This is a genomic window from Pseudomonas sp. AC463 (assembly GCF_979253585.1).
The window spans coordinates 145936-164269 of record NZ_CEEDDZ010000002.1; the positions used below are offsets into that span (position 1 = coordinate 145936).

Consider the following 18334-nt stretch of genomic DNA (forward strand, 5'->3'; position numbering starts at 1 on the left):
CTTGCCCCCTCCCACATTTGGATCTGCACAGTATTGAAGTTCAGCTTTTGCCATAATGGCGCCGTTTTCGTACCACCACATAGGCCCGATATGCAGGAAAACGCCCAACCCCCCGTCAAAGACGCTGCCCCCACCGGCACCCAGACCCTGCTGCGTGGCCTGGGCGTGGTGCAGGCGGTGGCGGCCGGTGCGCGGGATCTGAAAGAGATCGCCAAGCGCATCGGCACCACCCGCAGCACCACGCACCGCCTGGCCAGTTGTCTGGTGGACGAGCGTTACCTGCGCGTGGTGCCGCAAGTCGGCTACCTGCTGGGGCCAAAGTTGATCGAGTTGGGGTTTCAGGCGCGCGAAGAGCTGCCGTTGGTGACCCTGGCGGTGCCGTACCTGGATGAGTTGTCGGCGTTGACCGGTGACACCATTCACCTGGCCATCCGCGAATATGACGACGTGCTCTACCTGCACAAGAACCCCGGCCGCAATGGCCCGGAAATGCGCTCGCGGGTCGGCCATCGCATGCCGTTGGCGCGCACCGGGATCGGCAAGGCGTTGTTGCTGGACGACACGGTGGAGGAGTGGCAGCGCCTGTACGAAGTCAGCCAGCCGGCCGGTGGGAAAAACCTGCAATGGCCGCAGCACCCGGAGCAGTCCTGGGCGCAGTTCGAGCAGCGTATGCGTGAATATGTGGTGGGCGGTTACGCGTTCGATCTGGAAGACAACGAACCATCGATCCGTTGTGTGGCGGCACCGGTGCGCGACGCCAGCCGGCGAATCGTCGCCGGCATCAGCATCGCCAGTACCGTGCCCTACATGCCGCTGGAGAAAATGGCCGAGCTGATTCCTGTGGTCAAACAGGTCGCAGCGCGGCTGTCAGCGGAGTTGGGCGCAAAGGGCTGATCAGGCCTTCAGGGTCGCCATGTCGATGACAAAGCGGTACTTCACATCGCCGGCGATCATGCGGCTGTAGGCTTCGTTGATGTTGCGGATATCGAGCATTTCGATGTCACAGCTGATGCCGTGCTCGGCGCAGAAATCCAGGACTTCCTGGGTTTCGGCAATGCCACCGATCAGCGAACCGGCCAGCACTTTGCGGCCCATGATCAGCTTGGCGGCATTCACCGGCGGGTCGACCGGTTCGATCAGACCGACCAGGATGTGCACGCCGTCAAAGCGCAGCACGTCGAGGTAGGGGTTCAGGTCGTGCTGCACCGGGATGGTGTCCAGCAGGAAATCGAAATGCCCTGCTGCGGCTTTCATCTGCTCGGCATCGGTGGACACGATCACGTGATCGGCGCCCTGGCGACGGCCTTCCTCAGCCTTGCTCGCGGAGCGGGTGAACAGCGTGACTTCAGCGCCAATCGCCTTGGCCAGCTTGATACCCATGTGGCCCAGGCCACCCATGCCGAGTACACCGACCTTGTCGCCGGCCTTGATGCCGTAGTGCTTGATCGGCGAGTACATGGTCACGCCGGCGCAGAGGATCGGCGCAGCGCTGGCCAGGTCGAGCCTGGCTGGGATCTTCACCACAAAGTGCTCGCTGACCACGATGCTGTCGGAGTAGCCGCCCATGGTGTTGCTGCCGTCTACGCGGTCGGGGGTGGCGTAGGTCATGGTCGGGCCTTCGAGGCAGTATTGCTCCAGGTCCGATTTGCAGGCGTCGCAGGTACGGCACGAATCGACCATGCAGCCCACGCCGACCAGGTCGCCGACTTTATGTGCGCTGACGTTGGCGCCGACGGCGGTGACCTTGCCGACGATCTCGTGGCCCGGCATCAGCGGGTACACGGCGATGCCCCATTCGTTGCGCGCCTGGTGGATGTCGGAGTGACAGACGCCGCAGTAGAGAATCTCGATCGCCACGTCATCGGCGCGCGGGCTGCGGCGTTCAAACGACATGGGGGCGAGGGGAGTGGTGGCCGACTGGGCGGCATAACCGATGGCAGTGTACATGGGGGAAACCTCGCAAAAGCTTGGACGGGAGAGGCCGCGAATTCTGCGCGCCGAGCTTTGACGCGGCCATGGTGATTGCTCCGAGTCTCATGCCTATTCGTCCGGGAGTGCCCCGGGATTGGATTTATTGGCGGCCAGACCTGCGATGATGCTGTCATCCCTTTTTTGCGAAGTTTTTTGCCATGTTGTTGACCCGCCATCTCGACGCCAACGCCACGCTGGTTTCCTTGATTGAGGGGCTCACGCCCTGCGACGGTTTTTCGCCAACCAGCCTGCCGGGCGTGCAAGTGCTCCGTGCCAGTTGCGACGTGGCGCGCGGGCCGCAGATCTATGAGCCGAGCCTGATGTTCGTGGCCCAGGGCAGCAAGGTCGCGTACCTGGGCCCGCGCACCCTGGAATATGGCGCCGGGCATTACCTGATCCAGGCGATGCCGGTGCCGTTCGAGTGCGAGACCTTTGCCATGGCCCCCGGCGCGCCGCTGCTGGGCGTCACGGTGGGCATTGACCGTGTGGTGCTCGGCGAATTGGTGATGGCCATGGGCATGCAAGCCGGGCCGCCGCCGACGGCGCAGACGTTGGAGTCGATGAGTTCGGTGGTGCTCGATGACGCCATGCGCGGCTGCGTGGAACGCCTGTTGCAGTGCCTGCACGATCCGCTGGAAAGCCGGATCATGGGCCCGGCGCGGGTGCGTGAATTATTGTTCACCGCGTTACGCGGGCCGCAGGCGGATGTGCTGCGTGCATTGGTGGAACAGCAGGGGCAGTTCTCGCGGATCGCCACGTCGTTGGCTCATCTGCATGCCCATTACGCCGAACCGCTGAATATCGAGACCTTGGCCGGTTATGCGCACATGAGTGCGTCGACCTTTCATGAACACTTCAAGCGTTGCACCTTGTTGTCGCCGGTGCAGTACCTCAAGCGGTTGCGGCTGTTGAAGGCGCAGCAGTTGCTGCTGGTGGAGGGCATGGGTGTGGCACAGGCGGCGCACAGCGTGGGGTACCAGAGTACGTCGCAGTTCAGTCGGGAGTACAAACGCTACTTCGAGCGCAACCCGGGCGAAGAGCGGGCTGCCTAGGTATTTCAGGCAAAACACACATCCAAATGTGGGAGGGGGCTTGCTCCCGATAGCGGTGGGTCAGATAAAGAATTGCTGGCTGACCCACTGCCATCGGGAGCAAGCCCCCTCCCACATTTGACCGAGTTTTACCCATAAAAAAGGCTCCCAATTGGGAGCCTTCAGTCGGCTTACATATTCGGGTAAGTCGGCCCACCCGCGCCTTCCGGCGTGACCCAGGTGATGTTCTGCGAAGGGTCCTTGATGTCACAGGTCTTGCAGTGCACGCAGTTCTGGGCGTTGATCTGGAAGCGCTTCTCGCCGTCTTCCTTGGTGATCACTTCATACACGCCGGCCGGGCAGTAGCGCTGCGCCGGTTCATCGTAGAGCGGCAGGTTGGTGCCGATCGGGATGCTCGGGTCCTTGAGCTTCAGGTGGCACGGCTGCTCTTCTTCATGGTTGGTACCGGAGATGAACACCGAGCTCAGCTTGTCGAAGCTCAGCTTGCCGTCGGGCTTGGGGTAGTCGATTTTCTTGCTGTCCTTGGCCAGCTTGAGGCAGGCGTAGTCCGGCTTGGTGTCGTGCAGGGTGAACGGCATTTTGCCGCCGAGGATGTTCTGGTCGAACCAGTTGAAGCCGGCGCCGATGATCGGGCCGAACTTGTGCATCGCCGGGCCGAAGTTGCGGCTGGCGAACAGTTCTTCGTAGAGCCAGCTGGATTTGAAGCTGTCGACGTAAGCGGTCAGTTCATCACCGCCTTCGGACTCGGCGAACAGGAGATCGGCCACCGCGTCAGCGGCGAGCATGCCGGATTTCATCGCGGTGTGGCTGCCTTTGATCTTGGCGAAGTTCAACGTGCCGAGGTCGCAACCGATCAGCGCGCCGCCCTTGAAGACCATCTTCGGCAGCGAGTTCAGGCCGCCTTTGCAGATGGCGCGGGCGCCGTAGCTGATGCGCTTGCCGCCTTCCAGGTATTGGGCGAGCACCGGGTGATGCTTGAGGCGCTGGAACTCATCGAATGGCGACAGGAAGGTGTTGCTGTACGACAGGTCGACGATCAGGCCTACGACCACCTGGTTGTTTTCCAGGTGATAGAGGAACGAGCCGCCGGTGTTCTCGGCGCTCATGATGTCCAGCGGCCAACCGGCGGTGTGCACCACCAGGCCTGGCTGGTGTTTGGCCGGGTCGATTTCCCAGATTTCCTTCAGGCCGATGCCGTAGTGCTGGGCGTCGGCGTCGCTGTCCAGGTTGAAACGCTGGATCAGTTGCTTGCCGATATGCCCACGGCAACCTTCGGCGAACAGCGTGTACTTGCCACGCAGTTCCATGCCGGGGGTGTACACGCCTTCTTTCGGGTTGCCTTCGCGGTCGACGCCGAGGTCGCCGGTGATGATCCCGCGCACTACGCCGTTTTTTTCGTCGAACAGCGCTTCCTGGGCGGCGAAGCCTGGGTAGACTTCCACGCCGAGGTTTTCGGCCTGCTGGGCCAGCCAGCGGCACAGGTTGCCCAGGGAGATGATGTAGTTGCCTTCGTTGTGCATGGTCTTGGGCACAAAGAAGTCAGGCACCTTGGTGGAGGCTTCGGGGCTGCGCAGTACATAGATGTCATCGCGCACCACCGGAGTGTTGAGCGGGGCGCCAAGTTCTTTCCAGTCCGGGAACAGTTCGTTCAGGGCGCGTGGTTCAAATACGGCACCGGAGAGGATGTGGGCGCCGACTTCGGAGCCTTTCTCGACCACGCAGACGCTGATTTCCTTACCGGCTTCGGCGGCCTTCTGCTTCAGTCGGCAGGCGGCGGACAGGCCCGCCGGGCCAGCGCCGACGATGACCACGTCGAATTCCATGTATTCGCGTTCCACAGGCTATCTCCTACTCAAGGCTCAACAGGCTTTTTTTCTAATGGGTGGAGGTTCGGTGTGGTCCTGCGGCAACGGCAAGACCCACCTTTCTCTCTAGGTGGCGCATTATATATAGACCACTGTCAGCGTCCAATACAAACGTTTGTTTGAATTGCCCGCAGGCTAGGTAAATCAAAGCAACGCGGCTTATGACTGACCATTTTGCCGTATTGACCAGAATAGGCGTTCCGGTCAATATACGGTCGGTTTTGCGCTTACCGTAGGCAGACAGCAGGTTTCAAGAGCACGTCCAAAAGCTAGACGGGTGACGCGGGCCAAAACACTGGCGCGCAGTTTACACGCCGCGATAAAGAATGACCTCTCAGTCACCACTGACGAACGGTCATCATTTCCCGTGAGCAGGGTCACTCGCCGAGGTTTTTGGAGGTGCCCTTGTGTGCCGATGAGCATCAACCGCCAGGTTCGCCTAGGCGACTTTCTTTTCACCGGAGAGTAACGAGGAATCCATGAAGGTTCTTGTAGCTGTCAAACGCGTTGTCGATTACAACGTGAAAGTTCGCGTCAAGGCGGACAATTCCGGCGTCGACCTTGCTAACGTCAAGATGTCGATGAACCCATTCTGTGAAATCGCCGTGGAAGAAGCCGTACGCCTGAAAGAAAAAGGCGTAGCGACTGAAATCGTCGTGGTTTCCATCGGCCCTTCCACTGCTCAAGAGCAGCTGCGTACCGCCCTGGCCCTGGGCGCCGACCGCGCCGTGCTGGTTGAGTCCGCAGAAGAGCTGACCTCCCTGGCCGTGGCCAAGCTGCTCAAAGCCGTTGTCGACAAGGAACAGCCTCAGTTGGTGATCCTCGGCAAACAAGCCATCGACAGCGACAACAACCAGACTGGCCAGATGCTGGCTGCACTGACCGGTTACGGCCAGGGCACCTTCGCTTCCAAAGTGGAAGTGAGCGGCGACAGCGTTGCCGTCACCCGTGAAATCGACGGCGGTGCGCAGACAGTTTCCCTGAAACTGCCGGCCATCGTCACCACCGACCTGCGTTTGAACGAGCCGCGCTACGCGTCCCTGCCAAACATCATGAAAGCCAAGAAGAAGCCTCTCGAAGTGCTGACTCCGGACGCTTTGGGCGTTTCCACCGCCTCCACCAACAAGACCGTCAAAGTCGAAGCGCCGGCTGCACGCAGCGCGGGCATCAAGGTCAAGTCGGTGGCTGAACTGGTCGAGAAACTGAAAAACGAAGCGAAGGTAATCTAACCATGACTATCTTGGTAATCGCAGAACACGACAACAAAGTGCTGGCCCCGGCCACGCTGAACACTGTGGCCGCTGCCGCTAAAATCGGTGGCGATATTCACGTACTGGTCGCCGGCCTTGGCGCTGGCGCCGTGGCTGAAGCCGCTGCCAAAGTGGCTGGCGTGAGCAAAGTACTGCTGGCCGACAACGCCGCCTACGCTCACCAGTTGCCGGAAAACGTTGCTCCGTTGATCGCAGAGCTGGGCGCTGGCTACAGCCACATCCTGGCTGCCGCCACCTCCAACGGCAAAAACATCCTGCCACGCGTTGCCGCGCAGCTGGACGTTGACCAGATCTCCGAGATCGTTTCGGTCGAAAGCGCCGACACCTTCAAGCGCCCGATCTACGCCGGTAACGCCATTGCCACCGTGCAATCGACCGCCGCCATCAAAGTGATCACCGTGCGTGCCACCGGTTTCGACCCGGTTGCCGCTGAAGGTGGTTCGGCTGCCGTTGAAGCCGTCGCTGCTGCCCACGACGCTGGCACTTCCAGCTTTGTTGGCGAAGAGCTGGCCAAGTCGGATCGCCCTGAGCTGACCGCTGCCAAGATCGTCGTTTCCGGCGGCCGCGGCATGCAGAACGGTGACAACTTCAAACACCTGTACGCCCTGGCCGACAAGCTGGGCGCTGCGGTTGGCGCTTCCCGCGCGGCCGTCGACGCAGGTTTCGTACCCAACGACATGCAGGTCGGCCAGACCGGCAAAATCGTTGCGCCACAGCTGTACATCGCCGTCGGTATATCCGGCGCGATCCAGCACTTGGCCGGTATGAAAGACTCCAAAGTGATCGTAGCGATCAACAAGGACGAAGAAGCACCGATCTTCCAGGTGGCCGATTACGGCCTGGTCGCGGACTTGTTCGAAGCCGTACCCGAGTTGGAGAAGCTGGTCTAATCCAGTCGCTTCACTTATAAAGAGCCCGGTCTTGTGACCGGGCTTTTTTATTTCTGGAGAAACCGCCATGGATTTGCGTCCTGTATTACTGGCCCTGTTGCTGCTGCCAAGCCTGGCCTTCGCCACCGGCAAGTGCGACCGCCTGGTGATCACCGGCAGCCCGGACGCGCCGCCCCTGCTCTGGCGTGACCCCCAGGACCCCACGCACCTGATCGGCGCCACCGCCGATGTGTTGCAACACGTGGCCAAGGACCTGGGCCTCAAAGTCGACCTGCTCTACGGCGGCAAGCGCTCCCTGGCCCTGGACGAAGTGCGCAGCGGGCGCATGGATATCCTCGCCGATGCACCACTGAACCTCGGCGAACTGGAAACCCTCGACTACATCCACCCGGCGCTGATGCAAACCGACTATCTGGTGTGGACACGCAAGGACTCGGTCCTGGCCTACACCACGGCAGCCGACCTGCACGGGCACAAAGGCGCGGTGTCCGAGCGCGCACGCTTGAGCCGTGAATTCGAAACCTTCGCCGGCCAGCAACTTACCTTGCAACGCCTGCCGACGTTGACCCCGGCGTTCCAGAAACTGCTGCTCGGGGAAGTGGACTACGTGTTGGCCGGGCGTTATTCGGGCATGGCCATGGCCCAGACCTTGGGCATGAGCAACGACCTGGTGGCCCGCGACACCCCCATCGACCAGCCCGGCCTGTACCTGGCGATCTCCCACAACTCGGCCTGCAATGATCCGTGGTTGCGCGGACAGCTCGCCAAAAAGATGACAGAATTGCCCGCGTCCGGTGTGACGGAAGCCGCGCTGCAGCGCAACCTCGAGCGTTGGAAAGCGCAATTGCAACAACCCGTCGGCACCCCAACAAAGTAGGGATTTTCAGTGACTCTTCGACCTCTTTTCGCGGCCCTCGCCGTTGTCGCTCTGGCGGGATGTGCAGCCGATCCTGCGCCGAATGAACAAATACGCCTCACCCAGCAAGCCCTGGATCAAGCCAGTGCCGTGGGTGCCAGCGCGGATGAATCGCCTGAATTGAAGCTGGCCGAAGAAAAATTCGCCCAGGCCAGGGCCGACATGGCCGACCAATCCTACAAAGACGCGCGCATGCAGGCCGAGCAGGCCGAGCTCGACGCGCGGCTGGCCGAAGCTCGCGTGCTGACCCACAAGAGCCAGGAGCAACTCAACGTGCTCAACACCCGCATCACCCGCCTGCGCAAGCAATTGCAGTTGGGAGAAGCCCAATGATCCGGCGTTTGAGTTGTGCGGTGCTGTTGGGCACCGCGGTGCTGGGCGGTTGCGCCAGCCATCCGAGTGGCGAGCAGGCCTTGCAGCAGGCCGGCAGCGACTTCCAGAAGGTCAAGGAAGACGCCAACGTGCTGCGCATCGCGCCCAAGGACGTGATTCGCGCCGGTGAATCCCTGGCCCGCGCCGATCGTTTGTCCAGCTATTGGGGCAGCGGGGCGGATGTGGTGCATTACGCCTACCTGAGCCAGCGCTACAGTGCCATCGCCCGCGAACACACCGAGCAGGCGCTCAACGAAGAGCGCGGCGCCAAGCTCGAACTGGAGCGCCAACGCCTGCAACTGGCCCTGCGGGAAAGCAAATTGATCAGCGTGCAACAGCAGGGCAAATGGCTTGAAGAACAGATCGCCAGCCTGGCCACCACCCAGACCGATCGCGGGCTGGTGATGACCCTGGGCGATGTGCTGTTCGACACCGGTGACGCCGAGCTGAAAAACTCGGCCAACCGCACCGTGCTGAAAATCGTGCAGTTCCTGCAACTGAACCCCAAGCGCGTGGTGCGCATCGAGGGCTACGCCGACAATACCGGCGGCGAGCAGGAAAACCTCAAGCTGTCCCGCGACCGTGCGCAGTCTGTGGCTGATGTGCTGGTGGACCTGGGTATCGACGAAAAACGCATCCAGGTCGAAGGTTATGGCGACCAGTACCCGGTGGAGGCCAATGCATCCGAGCGGGGCAGGGCGCAGAACCGTCGAGTAGAAATCGTATTCTCCGATGCAAAAGGCCAACTGGGCGCCGCCCGCTAAGCATTTGGCGCAGCTCGAAATGTGGGAGGGGGCTTGCCCCCGATGACGGCGTGTCAGTCACCAACGAAGGTGACTGAACCACCGCTATCGGGGGCAAGCCCCCTCCCACATTTGTTTCTGTGTACAGCTGGAAATTCTATCCGCCACCCGTACAGTTTTTACTGTCACTCCCGCGCGCGCTCGACTATTGTGGCAACTGTCCCCGTACACTTCTAAACTGTGCCGGTATGTTTCACACAAAAATAAAATACCCGTGAAATCGAGTGCTGCGTCATGACCAATCTGTTGCTTTACCAACGTATCGCCCAGCAACTGGCTGAGGATATCCGGCGCGGTGTCTATCAACCGGGTGAGCGCGTGCCTTCGGTGCGCAAGATGAGCTCCCAGCTCAATGTCAGCCATGCCACGGTGTTGCAGGCCTACGCCAACCTGGAAGACCAGGGGCTGATCCGCGCACGGCCGCAGTCCGGCTACTACGTGCACCAGACCCCGGCACTGACGGCACCCACGCCGGACATCGCCCGGGTCGAGCGCCCAGGGTTGGTCACCCGCAGCAGCATCATTCAACAGGTATTGGGCGAGTCGCGCCGTGAAGGTGTGTTCCCGTTGGGCGCAGCCGTACCGAGCGTCGACTACTTGCCGGTGCGCGCACTGCACCAGCAGTTGGCCAAGGTCACACGCTTCCAGAGCCCGCGCGCATTCAGTTACATGTTCAGCCCCGGTTTTGAGCCGCTGCGCCGCCAGGTGGCGATTCGCATGCGTGACGCCGGCGTGGTGGTGGACCCTTCCGAAGTGGTGATCACCCACGGTTGCGTGGATGCGTTGCAGATGTCGCTACGGGTGCTGACACGCCCAGGCGACCTGATCGCCGCTGAATCGCCGACCTATTACGGCTTGCTGCAGCTGGCCGACCTGCTCGGCCTCAAAGTCATCGAGATCCCCAGCGACCCGGCCACCGGCATGAGCCTGGAGGCCCTGCAACTGGCGGCCAACCAATGGTCGATCAAGGCGCTGGTGCTGACCACGCGCCTGAGCAACCCCCTGGGCGGGACCATGCCCGAGGAGCGGCAGAAACAGTTGCTGCGCCTGGCCTCGGATTTCGATATCCAGATCGTCGAGGACGATATCTACGGCGAACTGATGTTCGAGGTTGGCCGCACCAAGGCCCTGAAAGCCTACGACCGCCTGGACCGGGTCATCTATTGCTCGAGCTTTTCCAAAACCCTGTCCCCCGGCGTACGCATCGGCTGGATGATTGCCGGCAAATATCAGCAGGAGATCCAGCGCCTGCAGATGTTCAGCACGCATTCGGCGTGCAGCGTCACCCAGATGGGCGTGGCGGCGTATCTGGAAAACGGTGGCTACGACCGGCATTTACGCTACATCCGCCAGGAGTACCGCAAGAACCTCAGCGCGTTCCAGCTGGCGGTGCAGCAGTACTTCCCGGAAGGCACCCAGATGACTCGCCCGACCGGCGGTTTCATCCTGTGGGTCAGTTTGCCCGGGCGGGTCAATACCCAGGAACTGCACGTGCGTGCCCTGCAACAGGGCATCAGCATTGCGCCGGGGCTGATCTTCAGCAATACCGAGCAGTTCAACCACTGCATCCGCCTCAACTGCGGCACGCCGTGGAACCGCGAAGCCGAGCGTGCGCTGATGACGCTGGGCATGCTGGCCAGCCAGTTATGCCAGGAAACCGCAGCCGGCCTGCTGTAGATGAGGCACAGAATGGGGACAGCGCCGATAGCTGGCTAATCACCGCGCTTGTCATGCCGCGCACAACAAGCGAGCATATGGCCCTCTGCCGTTAATGCTGTTGGCGATATGACCTCAATTGTTCGTGCTGCTTTGGTGATTGGCCTGTTAAGCCTGTGCAACGTCGGCACAGTGCTGGCGGCAGCCCCCGTGACTGACAACAAACCCGCTGCCAGCACCCAGCAGAAGACTCCCGCAAAAAAACCGGCTCCCGCCCAGAAAGCGGCTGTAGCAAAGAAAAAAGCGGCCACGGCGAAAAAACGCGCATCGACAAAGTCTTCCCGTGAAGTGGCACAGACGCAATTGGAACCGGCACAGTTGGATCTGTCCCTGCCTTCGGACATGGTCCGGCACCTGCAACCGCTGGGCACCGTGCCCAGACCCAAGAGCGTGCCGCTGCTGCCGCCGATGTTTGGCGAAAAGCCCACCGACAACAGCGCTTTCCAGATCAACGGCCGCTTGCTCAGCAATGAGATGAAGCTGCAACTGCGCAACGAAGAGCGCCGTGAAGTGGAAGGCGCCGCGTTGGAATTCGAGTTCAAGCAGTAAACTTTTCCCACAAACGTGACGCCGCCCTTCGACCATCTGTCGCAGACTGGTCAGTCACTTTTGTTTTCTGCGAAAAACCCCTGTTAGACCATTTTAAAACGGCTGTTTAAGGGCGTACTCTAGCCCGGCCATCCACATTGAGTCGTCGAGGACCTGCTGGTCATGAAATGCCGTGAAGGCTGTGGCGCTTGCTGCATCGCCCCCTCCATCAGTTCGCCATTACCGGGAATGCCACACGGCAAACCGGCCGGCGAACGCTGCCTGCACCTGTCGGTCGAACAGCTATGCCAGCTGTTCGGGCAACCGGAACGCCCGGCGGTGTGCAGTGATTTCAAGGCCGACCTCGACGTCTGCGGCACCGACCAGGCCGATGCGATCCGGTTGATCGGCTGGTGGGAGCAGATGACGGCGGCTTGATGGGCTTTACTATCGGAACTTCAACAATAAGGAATACAACAATGGGTTCGCTGAAACGAATGGCTGTGTTGTGCGGTTTTACGCTGTTGTTTGCCGCCACGGCGCAGGCTGAAGATTGGCAAGTCGCCAAGGATGAAGACGGTATCAAAGTGTCCCTGAGCGAAATCGCCGGTTCCAAATACAAGGCGTATCGCGGTGTAACGGTGATCAAGGCGCCAGTCGCCAAGATCGTGGCCCTCCAGGAAGACGTGGCTGGCGCCTGTGCCTGGATCCACGAATGCAAATCCCAGAAACTGGTGGACAAGAAGGGCGATGAGAGTTGGACCTACACCCAATTCAAGGCCCCGTTCCCGGTGACCGACCGTGATTCCTACCTGCATATCACCACCACCAAGGCGCCCGACGGCACGCTGACCCGCAAGCTGGAAGGTGTGCCGACCTACAAGCCCGAAGAAAAAGGCTACGTACGCGTGGCCCAAGTCGACGGCTTCTGGAAGCTGGTGCCAAAAGGCGACAACCAGACCGAAGTCACCTACCAGGTGCACACCGAGCCAGGCGGCAGCGTGCCTTCGTGGCTGGCCAACAAGTTTGTGGTGGACGCGCCGTTCAACACCTTGAAAGCCCTCAAGGAACACGCTGAAAAGTAAACGCAACTGATCAGGTGCCTCCGGTCTTGAGTGGAACGTTTGGTTACCCCTCAAGGTCCAGATACTTGTGAGCCCACACGCGGGCTTTATCGAGGAGGCACCGATGCAAACGTGGCAAATTACCTTCGTTGATGATCACGGCGTGCAGGTCGTGGAGCAGTTCACCTGCGAGCAAAAGCCCAGCCTCGAAGATGCGGCGCACATGATCCGCAACAAGCTGGTGCCCGTCGCCGCTGAGCTGGACCTCAATGACCTCGAGGGCCGTAAACCCGAGCCTACGGTCAAGATTCTCAAAGACCAGAACAGTATCCAGATCCTCGACATCTCTCCTGCCGCCTGAACAATCCCTGTATGCCAATCACGTACCTCTGGTGGAGGTGATAGCTTCGCGCTACTCTGCAAATGAGATCAGCGAATGAATCGCTAAGGTCTGGTCTTGTCAGCTACATGCTTGTTTTCCAGCGGTGTTGTATCTGCCGTAGTTCCCGCGCCAGTACGGCGCGGGCTTCGGGAAGCACGGAAAGTCTATCCATCGGTTTGAGGAGGACGTTTCATGAGCACAGCCTATCAAGAAGACATCAGCACCAACGTTCTGCGCCGCATGAAAGAAGGCGGCTTCGACTTCTCGCGTTTTCACCCCATCGAGTTCTACGCCATATTCCCGGATGAGGAACGGGCGCGCAGGGCTGCGGGTGAGTTTCGTGGGGAATCGCTGAATGCCCAGGTCAGCGCGCGCGACGATGGCGCCTGGTACCTGGAACTGAGCAAGATCATGTTCGCAACCTACGACGGCATAGGAGACTTCGAGCAAGACTTTGAAGCAGTGGTCGAGCCCCTGGGTGGCATCATCGAAGGATGGGGCGTCAAGCAGGAGGTGCGTGGGTTACCCATGTAACTCATTGCATGCAGTGATATGAGAAACGCAGCGTATCGGCTGACCTTAGGGTCGGCCGATTTTGTTTGTGCTGTGTGAAAACTACACGGAACTTGTAGTCGATTTTTCAGCACCAAAAAAAAGCCACCCAAGAAGGGTGGCCTGAAGGGAAGAGCGGTTCGCTGAAGCTGTAGGACGCATCCTGTTCAGCAGATGGTGGCGATTATCCGCAGGCGCGGCCGGGCAGTGAAATCAACTCTGACTATGCTGTTGATAGCCAAAGCCTGCATTGCGATGAAGCGCGCCGCGGTGCACCGGGCATTCTGCGCACCAGGACGGTGCGGCTGGAACCCTGTGGTAATTCAACGCACTGATTTTTAAGTGTTTATGCCGCTGGCACGGGCCTTGCGATGATTCTTGCGTCCGGGTGACAAGGAGTTCGGCATGATCCGCACTTATTACGACGAAATGTACGACGGGGCAGGGCAGGTTCGCCCCCATTACCGCGAATTCGCCCGTTGGTTGGCTGAAACTCCGGCGGAACTGCTGGCCCAGCGCCGGCGCGAAGCCGATTTGCTGTTTCACCGCGCCGGTATCACCTTCACCCTGTACGGCGACGAACAGGGCACCGAGCGCCTGATTCCCTTCGACACCATCCCCCGCAGCATTCCCGCCAGCGAATGGCGCATGGTCGAGCGCGGTTGTATTCAACGGGTCAAGGCCCTGAATATGTTCCTCGCCGACCTGTACCACGACCAGCGCATCATCAAGGCCGGGATCATTCCTGCCGAACAGGTGCTGGCCAACGAGCAATATCAGCTGGCGATGCAAGGGCTCAACCTGCACCGCGATCTGTATTCCCACATCTCCGGCGTCGACCTCGTACGCGATGGCGACGGCACGTACTACGTGCTGGAAGACAACCTGCGCACACCGAGCGGCGTGAGCTACATGCTCGAAGACCGCAAGATGATGATGCGGCTGTTCCCCGAGCTGTTCGCTGCCCAGCGCATTGCCCCCATCGACCATTACCCCAACCTGTTGCTCGACACCCTGAAAAGCTCCAGCCCCCTGGATAATCCCAGCGTGGTGGTGCTGACCCCGGGGCGCTTCAACAGCGCGTTTTTTGAACATGCATTTCTCGCGCGGGAAATGGGCGTCGAACTGGTAGAGGGCGCCGACCTGTTCGTGCGCGATGACCGCGTGTTCATGCGCACCACCGACGGCCCCAAGGCCGTGGATGTGATCTACCGTCGCCTCGACGACGCGTTCCTCGACCCGCTGGCCTTCAACCCCGACTCCATGCTCGGCGTGCCCGGCCTGCTCGCGGCCTATCGCTCGGGCAACGTGGTGCTGGCCAATGCCATCGGCACCGGGGTGGCGGATGACAAGTCGGTGTACCCCTTCGTCACCGAGATGATCCGTTTTTACCTGGACGAAGAGCCGATCCTGCAGAACGTTCCTACCTTTCAATGCCGTAAGCCTGACGAACTTTCCCACGTGCTGGCCAACCTGCCAGACCTGGTGGTCAAGGAAACCCAAGGCTCCGGCGGCTACGGCATGCTCGTGGGCCCGGCGTCCACCGCGGCGGAAATCGAAGCCTTCCGCGCGCGCATCAAAGCCAAGCCCCACGCCTATATCGCGCAACCGACCCTGTGTTTGTCCACCTGCCCGACCTTTGTCGAAAACGGCATCGCGCCGCGCCATATCGACTTGCGCCCGTTCGTGCTGTCGGGCAAGGAGACGCGTGTGGTGCCTGGCGGTTTGACCCGCGTGGCGTTGCGCGAAGGTTCGCTGGTGGTCAACTCGTCCCAGGGCGGCGGCACCAAAGACACCTGGGTGGTCGAGGATTGAAATATGTTGAGTAGAACTGCCTCGGATCTGTACTGGATGTCGCGCTACCTGGAGCGCGCGGAAAACCTCGCGCGCATGCTTGATGTCAGTTATTCGCTGTCGCTGATGCCCCAGGATGGGCGCGGTGACGGCCTGCACGAACTGGCCATGCCGCTGCTGATCACCGGTACGCTGGAGGATTATCACGAGCGCCATGGCGAGCTGGATGCCGAACGCTTGCTGCACTTCTTCGCGCTGGACGCGGCCAACCCGGCGAGCATCTACAGTTGCCTCGGTGCTGCGCGGGCCAGCGCCCATGCCGTGCGTGGGCGAATTACCGCCGACATGTGGGAAAACATCAACGCCACCTGGCTGGATATTCGCGACATCGCCCAGCAGGGCTTGAGCCGCTACGGCATGAGCCGTTTTTGTGAATGGGTCAAGGAACGTTCCCACCTGTTCCGGGGCGCCACCTACGGCACCATCATGCGTAACGACGCGTTTCGCTTCATTCGCCTCGGCACCTTTATCGAACGTGCCGACAACACCCTGCGCCTGCTGGACGCGCGCTATGAAATGGCCGGCGACCAGGCCAGCGCCGTCACCGATGGCACGGCCCACGCCTACTATCAGTGGAGTGCGTTGCTGCGCGCGTTGTCGTCGTTCGAAGCCTACACCGAGATTTACCGCGACGCGCCCGGCGCCCGCCAAGTCGCCGAACTGTTGCTGTTGCGCGCCGACGTGCCGCGCTCGCTGCGTGCCTGCAGTGAAGAAATCGACCAGATCCTCGCCAGCCTGCCTGGCCTCAACGGTCGACCGGCGCAGCGCCTGGCCGCCGAGATGGACGCGCGCCTGCGCTTTACCGCCATCGATGAAATCCTTGAGGAAGGCCTGCACGCCTGGCTGACCGACTTTATCCCCCTGGTGCGCCAACTGGGCGACGCCATCTACAGTTCCTACCTGGAGGCCGCATGAGACTCTCCATCAGCCACGAAACCACCTACCACTACGAAGACCAGGTTCGCGCGAGCATCCAGTACCTGCGCCTTACGCCTCACGACAGCGAGCGTCAGCATGTAATCAGCTGGCAATTGGACCTGCCTCGCCCGGTGCGCGCCCAGGTCGACCCCTTCGGCAATATCCTGCATGTGCTGACCCTGGATGAACCCCACGACGCCATCATCATCGGCGCCCGTGGCCAGGTGGATATCGACGAGTTGCGCGAGGCCGAGCATGAAAGCCAGTCGGCCTTCCCGTTTTTGCGCTGCACGCGCCTGACCGAACCCGACGAGGCCCTGCGCGGCTTTGCGCAACAGCACTGCCACCAGCGACGTGATCGCACGGCGTTGATCGACTTGATGCACGCCCTCAACCAGACAATGGCCTACACGCCGGGCGCCACTGAAGTCGACACCTGCGCCGCCGAATCCTTCGCCGGCCAAGCGGGCGTGTGCCAGGACCACACCCATGCGTTCCTGGCCTGCGCGCGCAGCCTGGGGATTCCGGCGCGGTATGTGTCGGGGTATTTGTACACCGAAGACAGCACGCACCTGGCCAGCCACGCCTGGGCCGAAGCCTGGCTGGATGACGCCTGGTACAGCTTTGACGTGACCAACCAACTGGCCCGCCCGGAGCGGCATTTGAAACTGGCCGTGGGCCTGGACTACCTCGACGCCTGCCCCGTACGCGGCATGCGCCGTGGCGGCGGGCATGAGCAGATGCATGCCAAGGTATTTGTGGCGCCGACGCCGGTAATTTCCGTCCAACAGCAATAATTTCCAGAAAGGAACTGATTAGATGTGGGAGGGGGCAAGCCCCCTCCCACATTTGACCTGTTCAAGCCTCAGGGCTGTTGTTTACGCCCCGCCATATGTTTCAAATACCCCACTAACAAATCCAATTCCCCATCCGGCAACACACTGGCGGCAAACGCCGGCATTTTCGCTTGCGGCCAATGCCTCAAACTCTGCGGGTCACGAATATAGCGCTTGAGAAAATCGCCGTCGAAATACTCAGTGGGGTTGTAGGGAATATTCAGGTCAGGCCCCACCTGCGCATCACCTGCGCCGTTGAGGCGGTGGCACGCCAGGCAGTTTTTCTGGAACAACGCAAAGCCCTGGTTGACCGGGTCATTCACCGCCAATTTCGGGTCAGGCAACAGCGCCGGAAAACGTTCGGCCACAGTCTTCAACTGCTTGATCGCCGAGACCTGGAAGGGCCATTGCTCCGGGCTTATATGCCCGGCTTGCGGGTCGGTCCACACCAGGTAAAACGGCCCGGCACTCGGTTTGCCGTCGGCCAGCGCGGGCCACGGGTGGGCCGGGTCTTCCACCGCCAGCCAGGCACGCGCGCCGCGTGTTTCCAGTAGCGGCGCGGCCGCGAGTTCAGCGGCGAAGCCATCCAGGGCAACCGCCTGCAGGTGGCTCTCAGGCTTAAGGCCCGGTAGGAGCACCGCCAACGGCACTGCGCGATAGGTCATGTTGCGCTTGTAGGAGACGTCATCGGCGATCTGTACCGTCTGCGCGTCCGGATGCCGGAGCAGTTCGGCGGTCTGCCAGGTCTTGCTGACGTGGTCGAGTTCGAGGGCCAACTGCGCTGCCATGGCTGGCAGGCTGATGAGCAAAACGAGAAAGGCGAGGATTGATTTCAAGTGGGAGGCCCATGCTAAGTGGCGATGGGGCTCACGATACCGGAAACCCGCACGCAAAAAGACAGCCCCTGCAACAGGACCGCTATTCGCAATGTCCCGGCAGGTGCTGCCAAAAGCTGCAGTCCTGGTGCTGTGTGTCCACGGAATCTGGGGTGTGAGGGGTTACCCAATAACCTTGGTCAAGTTGGGCAAGATCAGAATCAGTGTAGTGGCGAAGAGAATAAGTCCCGCCTGACGTACTTTCGAATGTTTGAACATGGCTGACTGCCTTTTGTTGTTATTCCTGAGCGTCAAATACGTGCCGTTGTCTTTCAGTATGACGAGATGACGTGTCGCTTTTCTTACAGTTGCTCCAGCAAAACCCGGCAGCAATGTCTTACTGATTGAACCTTAGAGCCCTCGTTCTGCGCGGCTTAGATCCATTTCATATCAACTAATCAGCATTTGAGCTAAAAACGGAATGAGGCCTATCGCCATCTTGGCGCCAATGCCTTGGCTAGACAGCTAA

The 18334-nt window shown here is 60.7% G+C and carries 19 protein-coding genes; 16 read left to right on the top strand and 3 right to left on the bottom strand.

The features are described 5' to 3' along the window. Positions 1-90: 90 nt before the first annotated feature. Entirely contained in the window at positions 91-894 is an 804-nt protein-coding gene (locus AC0IYH_RS02850) for an IclR family transcriptional regulator (protein WP_116625957.1), read from the top strand. On the opposite strand, the gene AC0IYH_RS02855 is transcribed toward AC0IYH_RS02850, so the two are convergent. Continuing rightward, positions 895-1947, bottom strand: a complete 1053-nt coding sequence (locus AC0IYH_RS02855; protein WP_116625958.1) for an NAD(P)-dependent alcohol dehydrogenase — start codon at positions 1945-1947, stop codon at positions 895-897. It lies immediately after the preceding gene. 182 nt (positions 1948-2129) lie between these two features. Here AC0IYH_RS02855 and AC0IYH_RS02860 point away from each other — a divergent pair, with 182 nt between their 5' ends. Beyond that, positions 2130-3023, top strand: coding sequence for an AraC family transcriptional regulator (locus AC0IYH_RS02860; protein ID WP_122772440.1), 894 nt, complete (start codon positions 2130-2132; stop codon positions 3021-3023). Positions 3024-3193: 170 nt separating this feature from the next. Here the strand turns inward: AC0IYH_RS02860 and AC0IYH_RS02865 are convergent, their stop codons facing one another. After that, the gene (locus tag AC0IYH_RS02865) at positions 3194-4861 is read right to left on the bottom strand and encodes an electron transfer flavoprotein-ubiquinone oxidoreductase (RefSeq protein ID WP_471832915.1); all 1668 of its coding nucleotides are present in this window, start codon (positions 4859-4861) and stop codon (positions 3194-3196) included. A gap of 506 nt (positions 4862-5367) precedes the next feature. Between AC0IYH_RS02865 and AC0IYH_RS02870 the strand changes: the two genes are divergently transcribed. The 14 genes from AC0IYH_RS02870 to AC0IYH_RS02935 all read left to right on the top strand — a co-directional run bounded on the left by AC0IYH_RS02870 (position 5368) and on the right by AC0IYH_RS02935 (position 16951). Next, positions 5368-6117 carry an electron transfer flavoprotein subunit beta/FixA family protein gene (locus AC0IYH_RS02870; protein WP_122772438.1) on the top strand — a complete coding sequence of 250 codons (750 nt, stop codon included), beginning with the start codon at positions 5368-5370 and terminating at the stop codon, positions 6115-6117. Positions 6118-6119: 2 nt separating this feature from the next. Next, the gene (locus tag AC0IYH_RS02875; RefSeq protein WP_122772437.1) at positions 6120-7049 is read left to right on the top strand and encodes an FAD-binding protein; all 930 of its coding nucleotides are present in this window, start codon (positions 6120-6122) and stop codon (positions 7047-7049) included. A gap of 67 nt (positions 7050-7116) precedes the next feature. Then, the gene (locus AC0IYH_RS02880; RefSeq protein ID WP_471832916.1) at positions 7117-7926 is read left to right on the top strand and encodes a substrate-binding periplasmic protein; all 810 of its coding nucleotides are present in this window, start codon (positions 7117-7119) and stop codon (positions 7924-7926) included. A gap of 9 nt (positions 7927-7935) precedes the next feature. Continuing rightward, on the top strand, positions 7936-8298 hold the full coding sequence (locus AC0IYH_RS02885; RefSeq protein ID WP_122772436.1) for a DUF4398 domain-containing protein: 363 nt from the start codon (positions 7936-7938) through the stop codon (positions 8296-8298). Continuing rightward, a complete protein-coding gene (locus tag AC0IYH_RS02890; RefSeq protein WP_471832917.1) occupies positions 8295-9101 on the top strand; it encodes an OmpA family protein in 807 nt (268 codons plus the stop codon). Before AC0IYH_RS02885 ends, AC0IYH_RS02890 begins: the two co-directional genes overlap by 4 nt. 273 nt (positions 9102-9374) lie before the next feature. Continuing rightward, entirely contained in the window at positions 9375-10817 is a 1443-nt protein-coding gene (locus AC0IYH_RS02895; protein WP_101272532.1) for an aminotransferase-like domain-containing protein, read from the top strand. Positions 10818-10925: 108 nt separating this feature from the next. Then, the gene (locus tag AC0IYH_RS02900; protein WP_471832918.1) at positions 10926-11405 is read left to right on the top strand and encodes a translation initiation factor 2; all 480 of its coding nucleotides are present in this window, start codon (positions 10926-10928) and stop codon (positions 11403-11405) included. A 162-nt stretch (positions 11406-11567) separates the two neighbouring features. After that, positions 11568-11822, top strand: a complete 255-nt coding sequence (locus AC0IYH_RS02905; RefSeq protein ID WP_094952785.1) for a YkgJ family cysteine cluster protein — start codon at positions 11568-11570, stop codon at positions 11820-11822. Between the two features lie 41 nt (positions 11823-11863). Continuing rightward, positions 11864-12469 (top strand): START domain-containing protein, encoded by a 606-nt coding sequence (locus AC0IYH_RS02910; RefSeq protein WP_471832919.1) that lies wholly within the window; start codon positions 11864-11866, stop codon positions 12467-12469. 103 nt (positions 12470-12572) lie between these two features. Continuing rightward, the gene (locus AC0IYH_RS02915) at positions 12573-12809 is read left to right on the top strand and encodes a hypothetical protein (RefSeq protein WP_116625968.1); all 237 of its coding nucleotides are present in this window, start codon (positions 12573-12575) and stop codon (positions 12807-12809) included. Between the two features lie 213 nt (positions 12810-13022). Further along, complete coding sequence (locus AC0IYH_RS02920; RefSeq protein WP_015885395.1) at positions 13023-13364, top strand: ribonuclease E inhibitor RraB; 342 nt, start codon at positions 13023-13025, stop codon at positions 13362-13364. Positions 13365-13787: 423 nt separating this feature from the next. After that, positions 13788-15197 carry a circularly permuted type 2 ATP-grasp protein gene (locus AC0IYH_RS02925; RefSeq protein ID WP_116625969.1) on the top strand — a complete coding sequence of 470 codons (1410 nt, stop codon included), beginning with the start codon at positions 13788-13790 and terminating at the stop codon, positions 15195-15197. A gap of 3 nt (positions 15198-15200) precedes the next feature. Beyond that, a complete protein-coding gene (locus AC0IYH_RS02930) occupies positions 15201-16151 on the top strand; it encodes an alpha-E domain-containing protein (protein ID WP_116625970.1) in 951 nt (316 codons plus the stop codon). Then, positions 16148-16951 (top strand): transglutaminase-like domain-containing protein, encoded by an 804-nt coding sequence (locus AC0IYH_RS02935; protein WP_116625971.1) that lies wholly within the window; start codon positions 16148-16150, stop codon positions 16949-16951. The genes AC0IYH_RS02930 and AC0IYH_RS02935 overlap by 4 nt, the downstream gene beginning before the upstream one ends. Before the next feature lie 68 nt (positions 16952-17019). On the opposite strand, the gene AC0IYH_RS02940 is transcribed toward AC0IYH_RS02935, so the two are convergent. Next, positions 17020-17826, bottom strand: a complete 807-nt coding sequence (locus tag AC0IYH_RS02940; protein WP_471832920.1) for a c-type cytochrome — start codon at positions 17824-17826, stop codon at positions 17020-17022. Positions 17827-18334: the final 508 nt, after the last annotated feature.

Bases quoted from the DNA above. Each gene is read 5' to 3' on its own strand.
- AC0IYH_RS02850 (WP_116625957.1), top strand. From the start codon at position 91: ATGCAGGAAAACGCCCAACCCCCCGTCAAAGACGCTGCCCCCACCGGC.
- AC0IYH_RS02855 (WP_116625958.1), bottom strand. From the start codon at position 1,947: ATGTACACTGCCATCGGTTATGCCGCCCAGTCGGCCACCACTCCCCTC.
- AC0IYH_RS02860 (WP_122772440.1), top strand. From the start codon at position 2,130: ATGTTGTTGACCCGCCATCTCGACGCCAACGCCACGCTGGTTTCCTTG.
- AC0IYH_RS02870 (WP_122772438.1), top strand. From the start codon at position 5,368: ATGAAGGTTCTTGTAGCTGTCAAACGCGTTGTCGATTACAACGTGAAA.
- AC0IYH_RS02875 (WP_122772437.1), top strand. From the start codon at position 6,120: ATGACTATCTTGGTAATCGCAGAACACGACAACAAAGTGCTGGCCCCG.
- AC0IYH_RS02880 (WP_471832916.1), top strand. From the start codon at position 7,117: ATGGATTTGCGTCCTGTATTACTGGCCCTGTTGCTGCTGCCAAGCCTG.
- AC0IYH_RS02890 (WP_471832917.1), top strand. From the start codon at position 8,295: ATGATCCGGCGTTTGAGTTGTGCGGTGCTGTTGGGCACCGCGGTGCTG.
- AC0IYH_RS02895 (WP_101272532.1), top strand. From the start codon at position 9,375: ATGACCAATCTGTTGCTTTACCAACGTATCGCCCAGCAACTGGCTGAG.
- AC0IYH_RS02900 (WP_471832918.1), top strand. From the start codon at position 10,926: ATGACCTCAATTGTTCGTGCTGCTTTGGTGATTGGCCTGTTAAGCCTG.
- AC0IYH_RS02905 (WP_094952785.1), top strand. From the start codon at position 11,568: ATGAAATGCCGTGAAGGCTGTGGCGCTTGCTGCATCGCCCCCTCCATC.
- AC0IYH_RS02910 (WP_471832919.1), top strand. From the start codon at position 11,864: ATGGGTTCGCTGAAACGAATGGCTGTGTTGTGCGGTTTTACGCTGTTG.
- AC0IYH_RS02915 (WP_116625968.1), top strand. From the start codon at position 12,573: ATGCAAACGTGGCAAATTACCTTCGTTGATGATCACGGCGTGCAGGTC.
- AC0IYH_RS02920 (WP_015885395.1), top strand. From the start codon at position 13,023: ATGAGCACAGCCTATCAAGAAGACATCAGCACCAACGTTCTGCGCCGC.
- AC0IYH_RS02925 (WP_116625969.1), top strand. From the start codon at position 13,788: ATGATCCGCACTTATTACGACGAAATGTACGACGGGGCAGGGCAGGTT.
- AC0IYH_RS02930 (WP_116625970.1), top strand. From the start codon at position 15,201: ATGTTGAGTAGAACTGCCTCGGATCTGTACTGGATGTCGCGCTACCTG.
- AC0IYH_RS02935 (WP_116625971.1), top strand. From the start codon at position 16,148: ATGAGACTCTCCATCAGCCACGAAACCACCTACCACTACGAAGACCAG.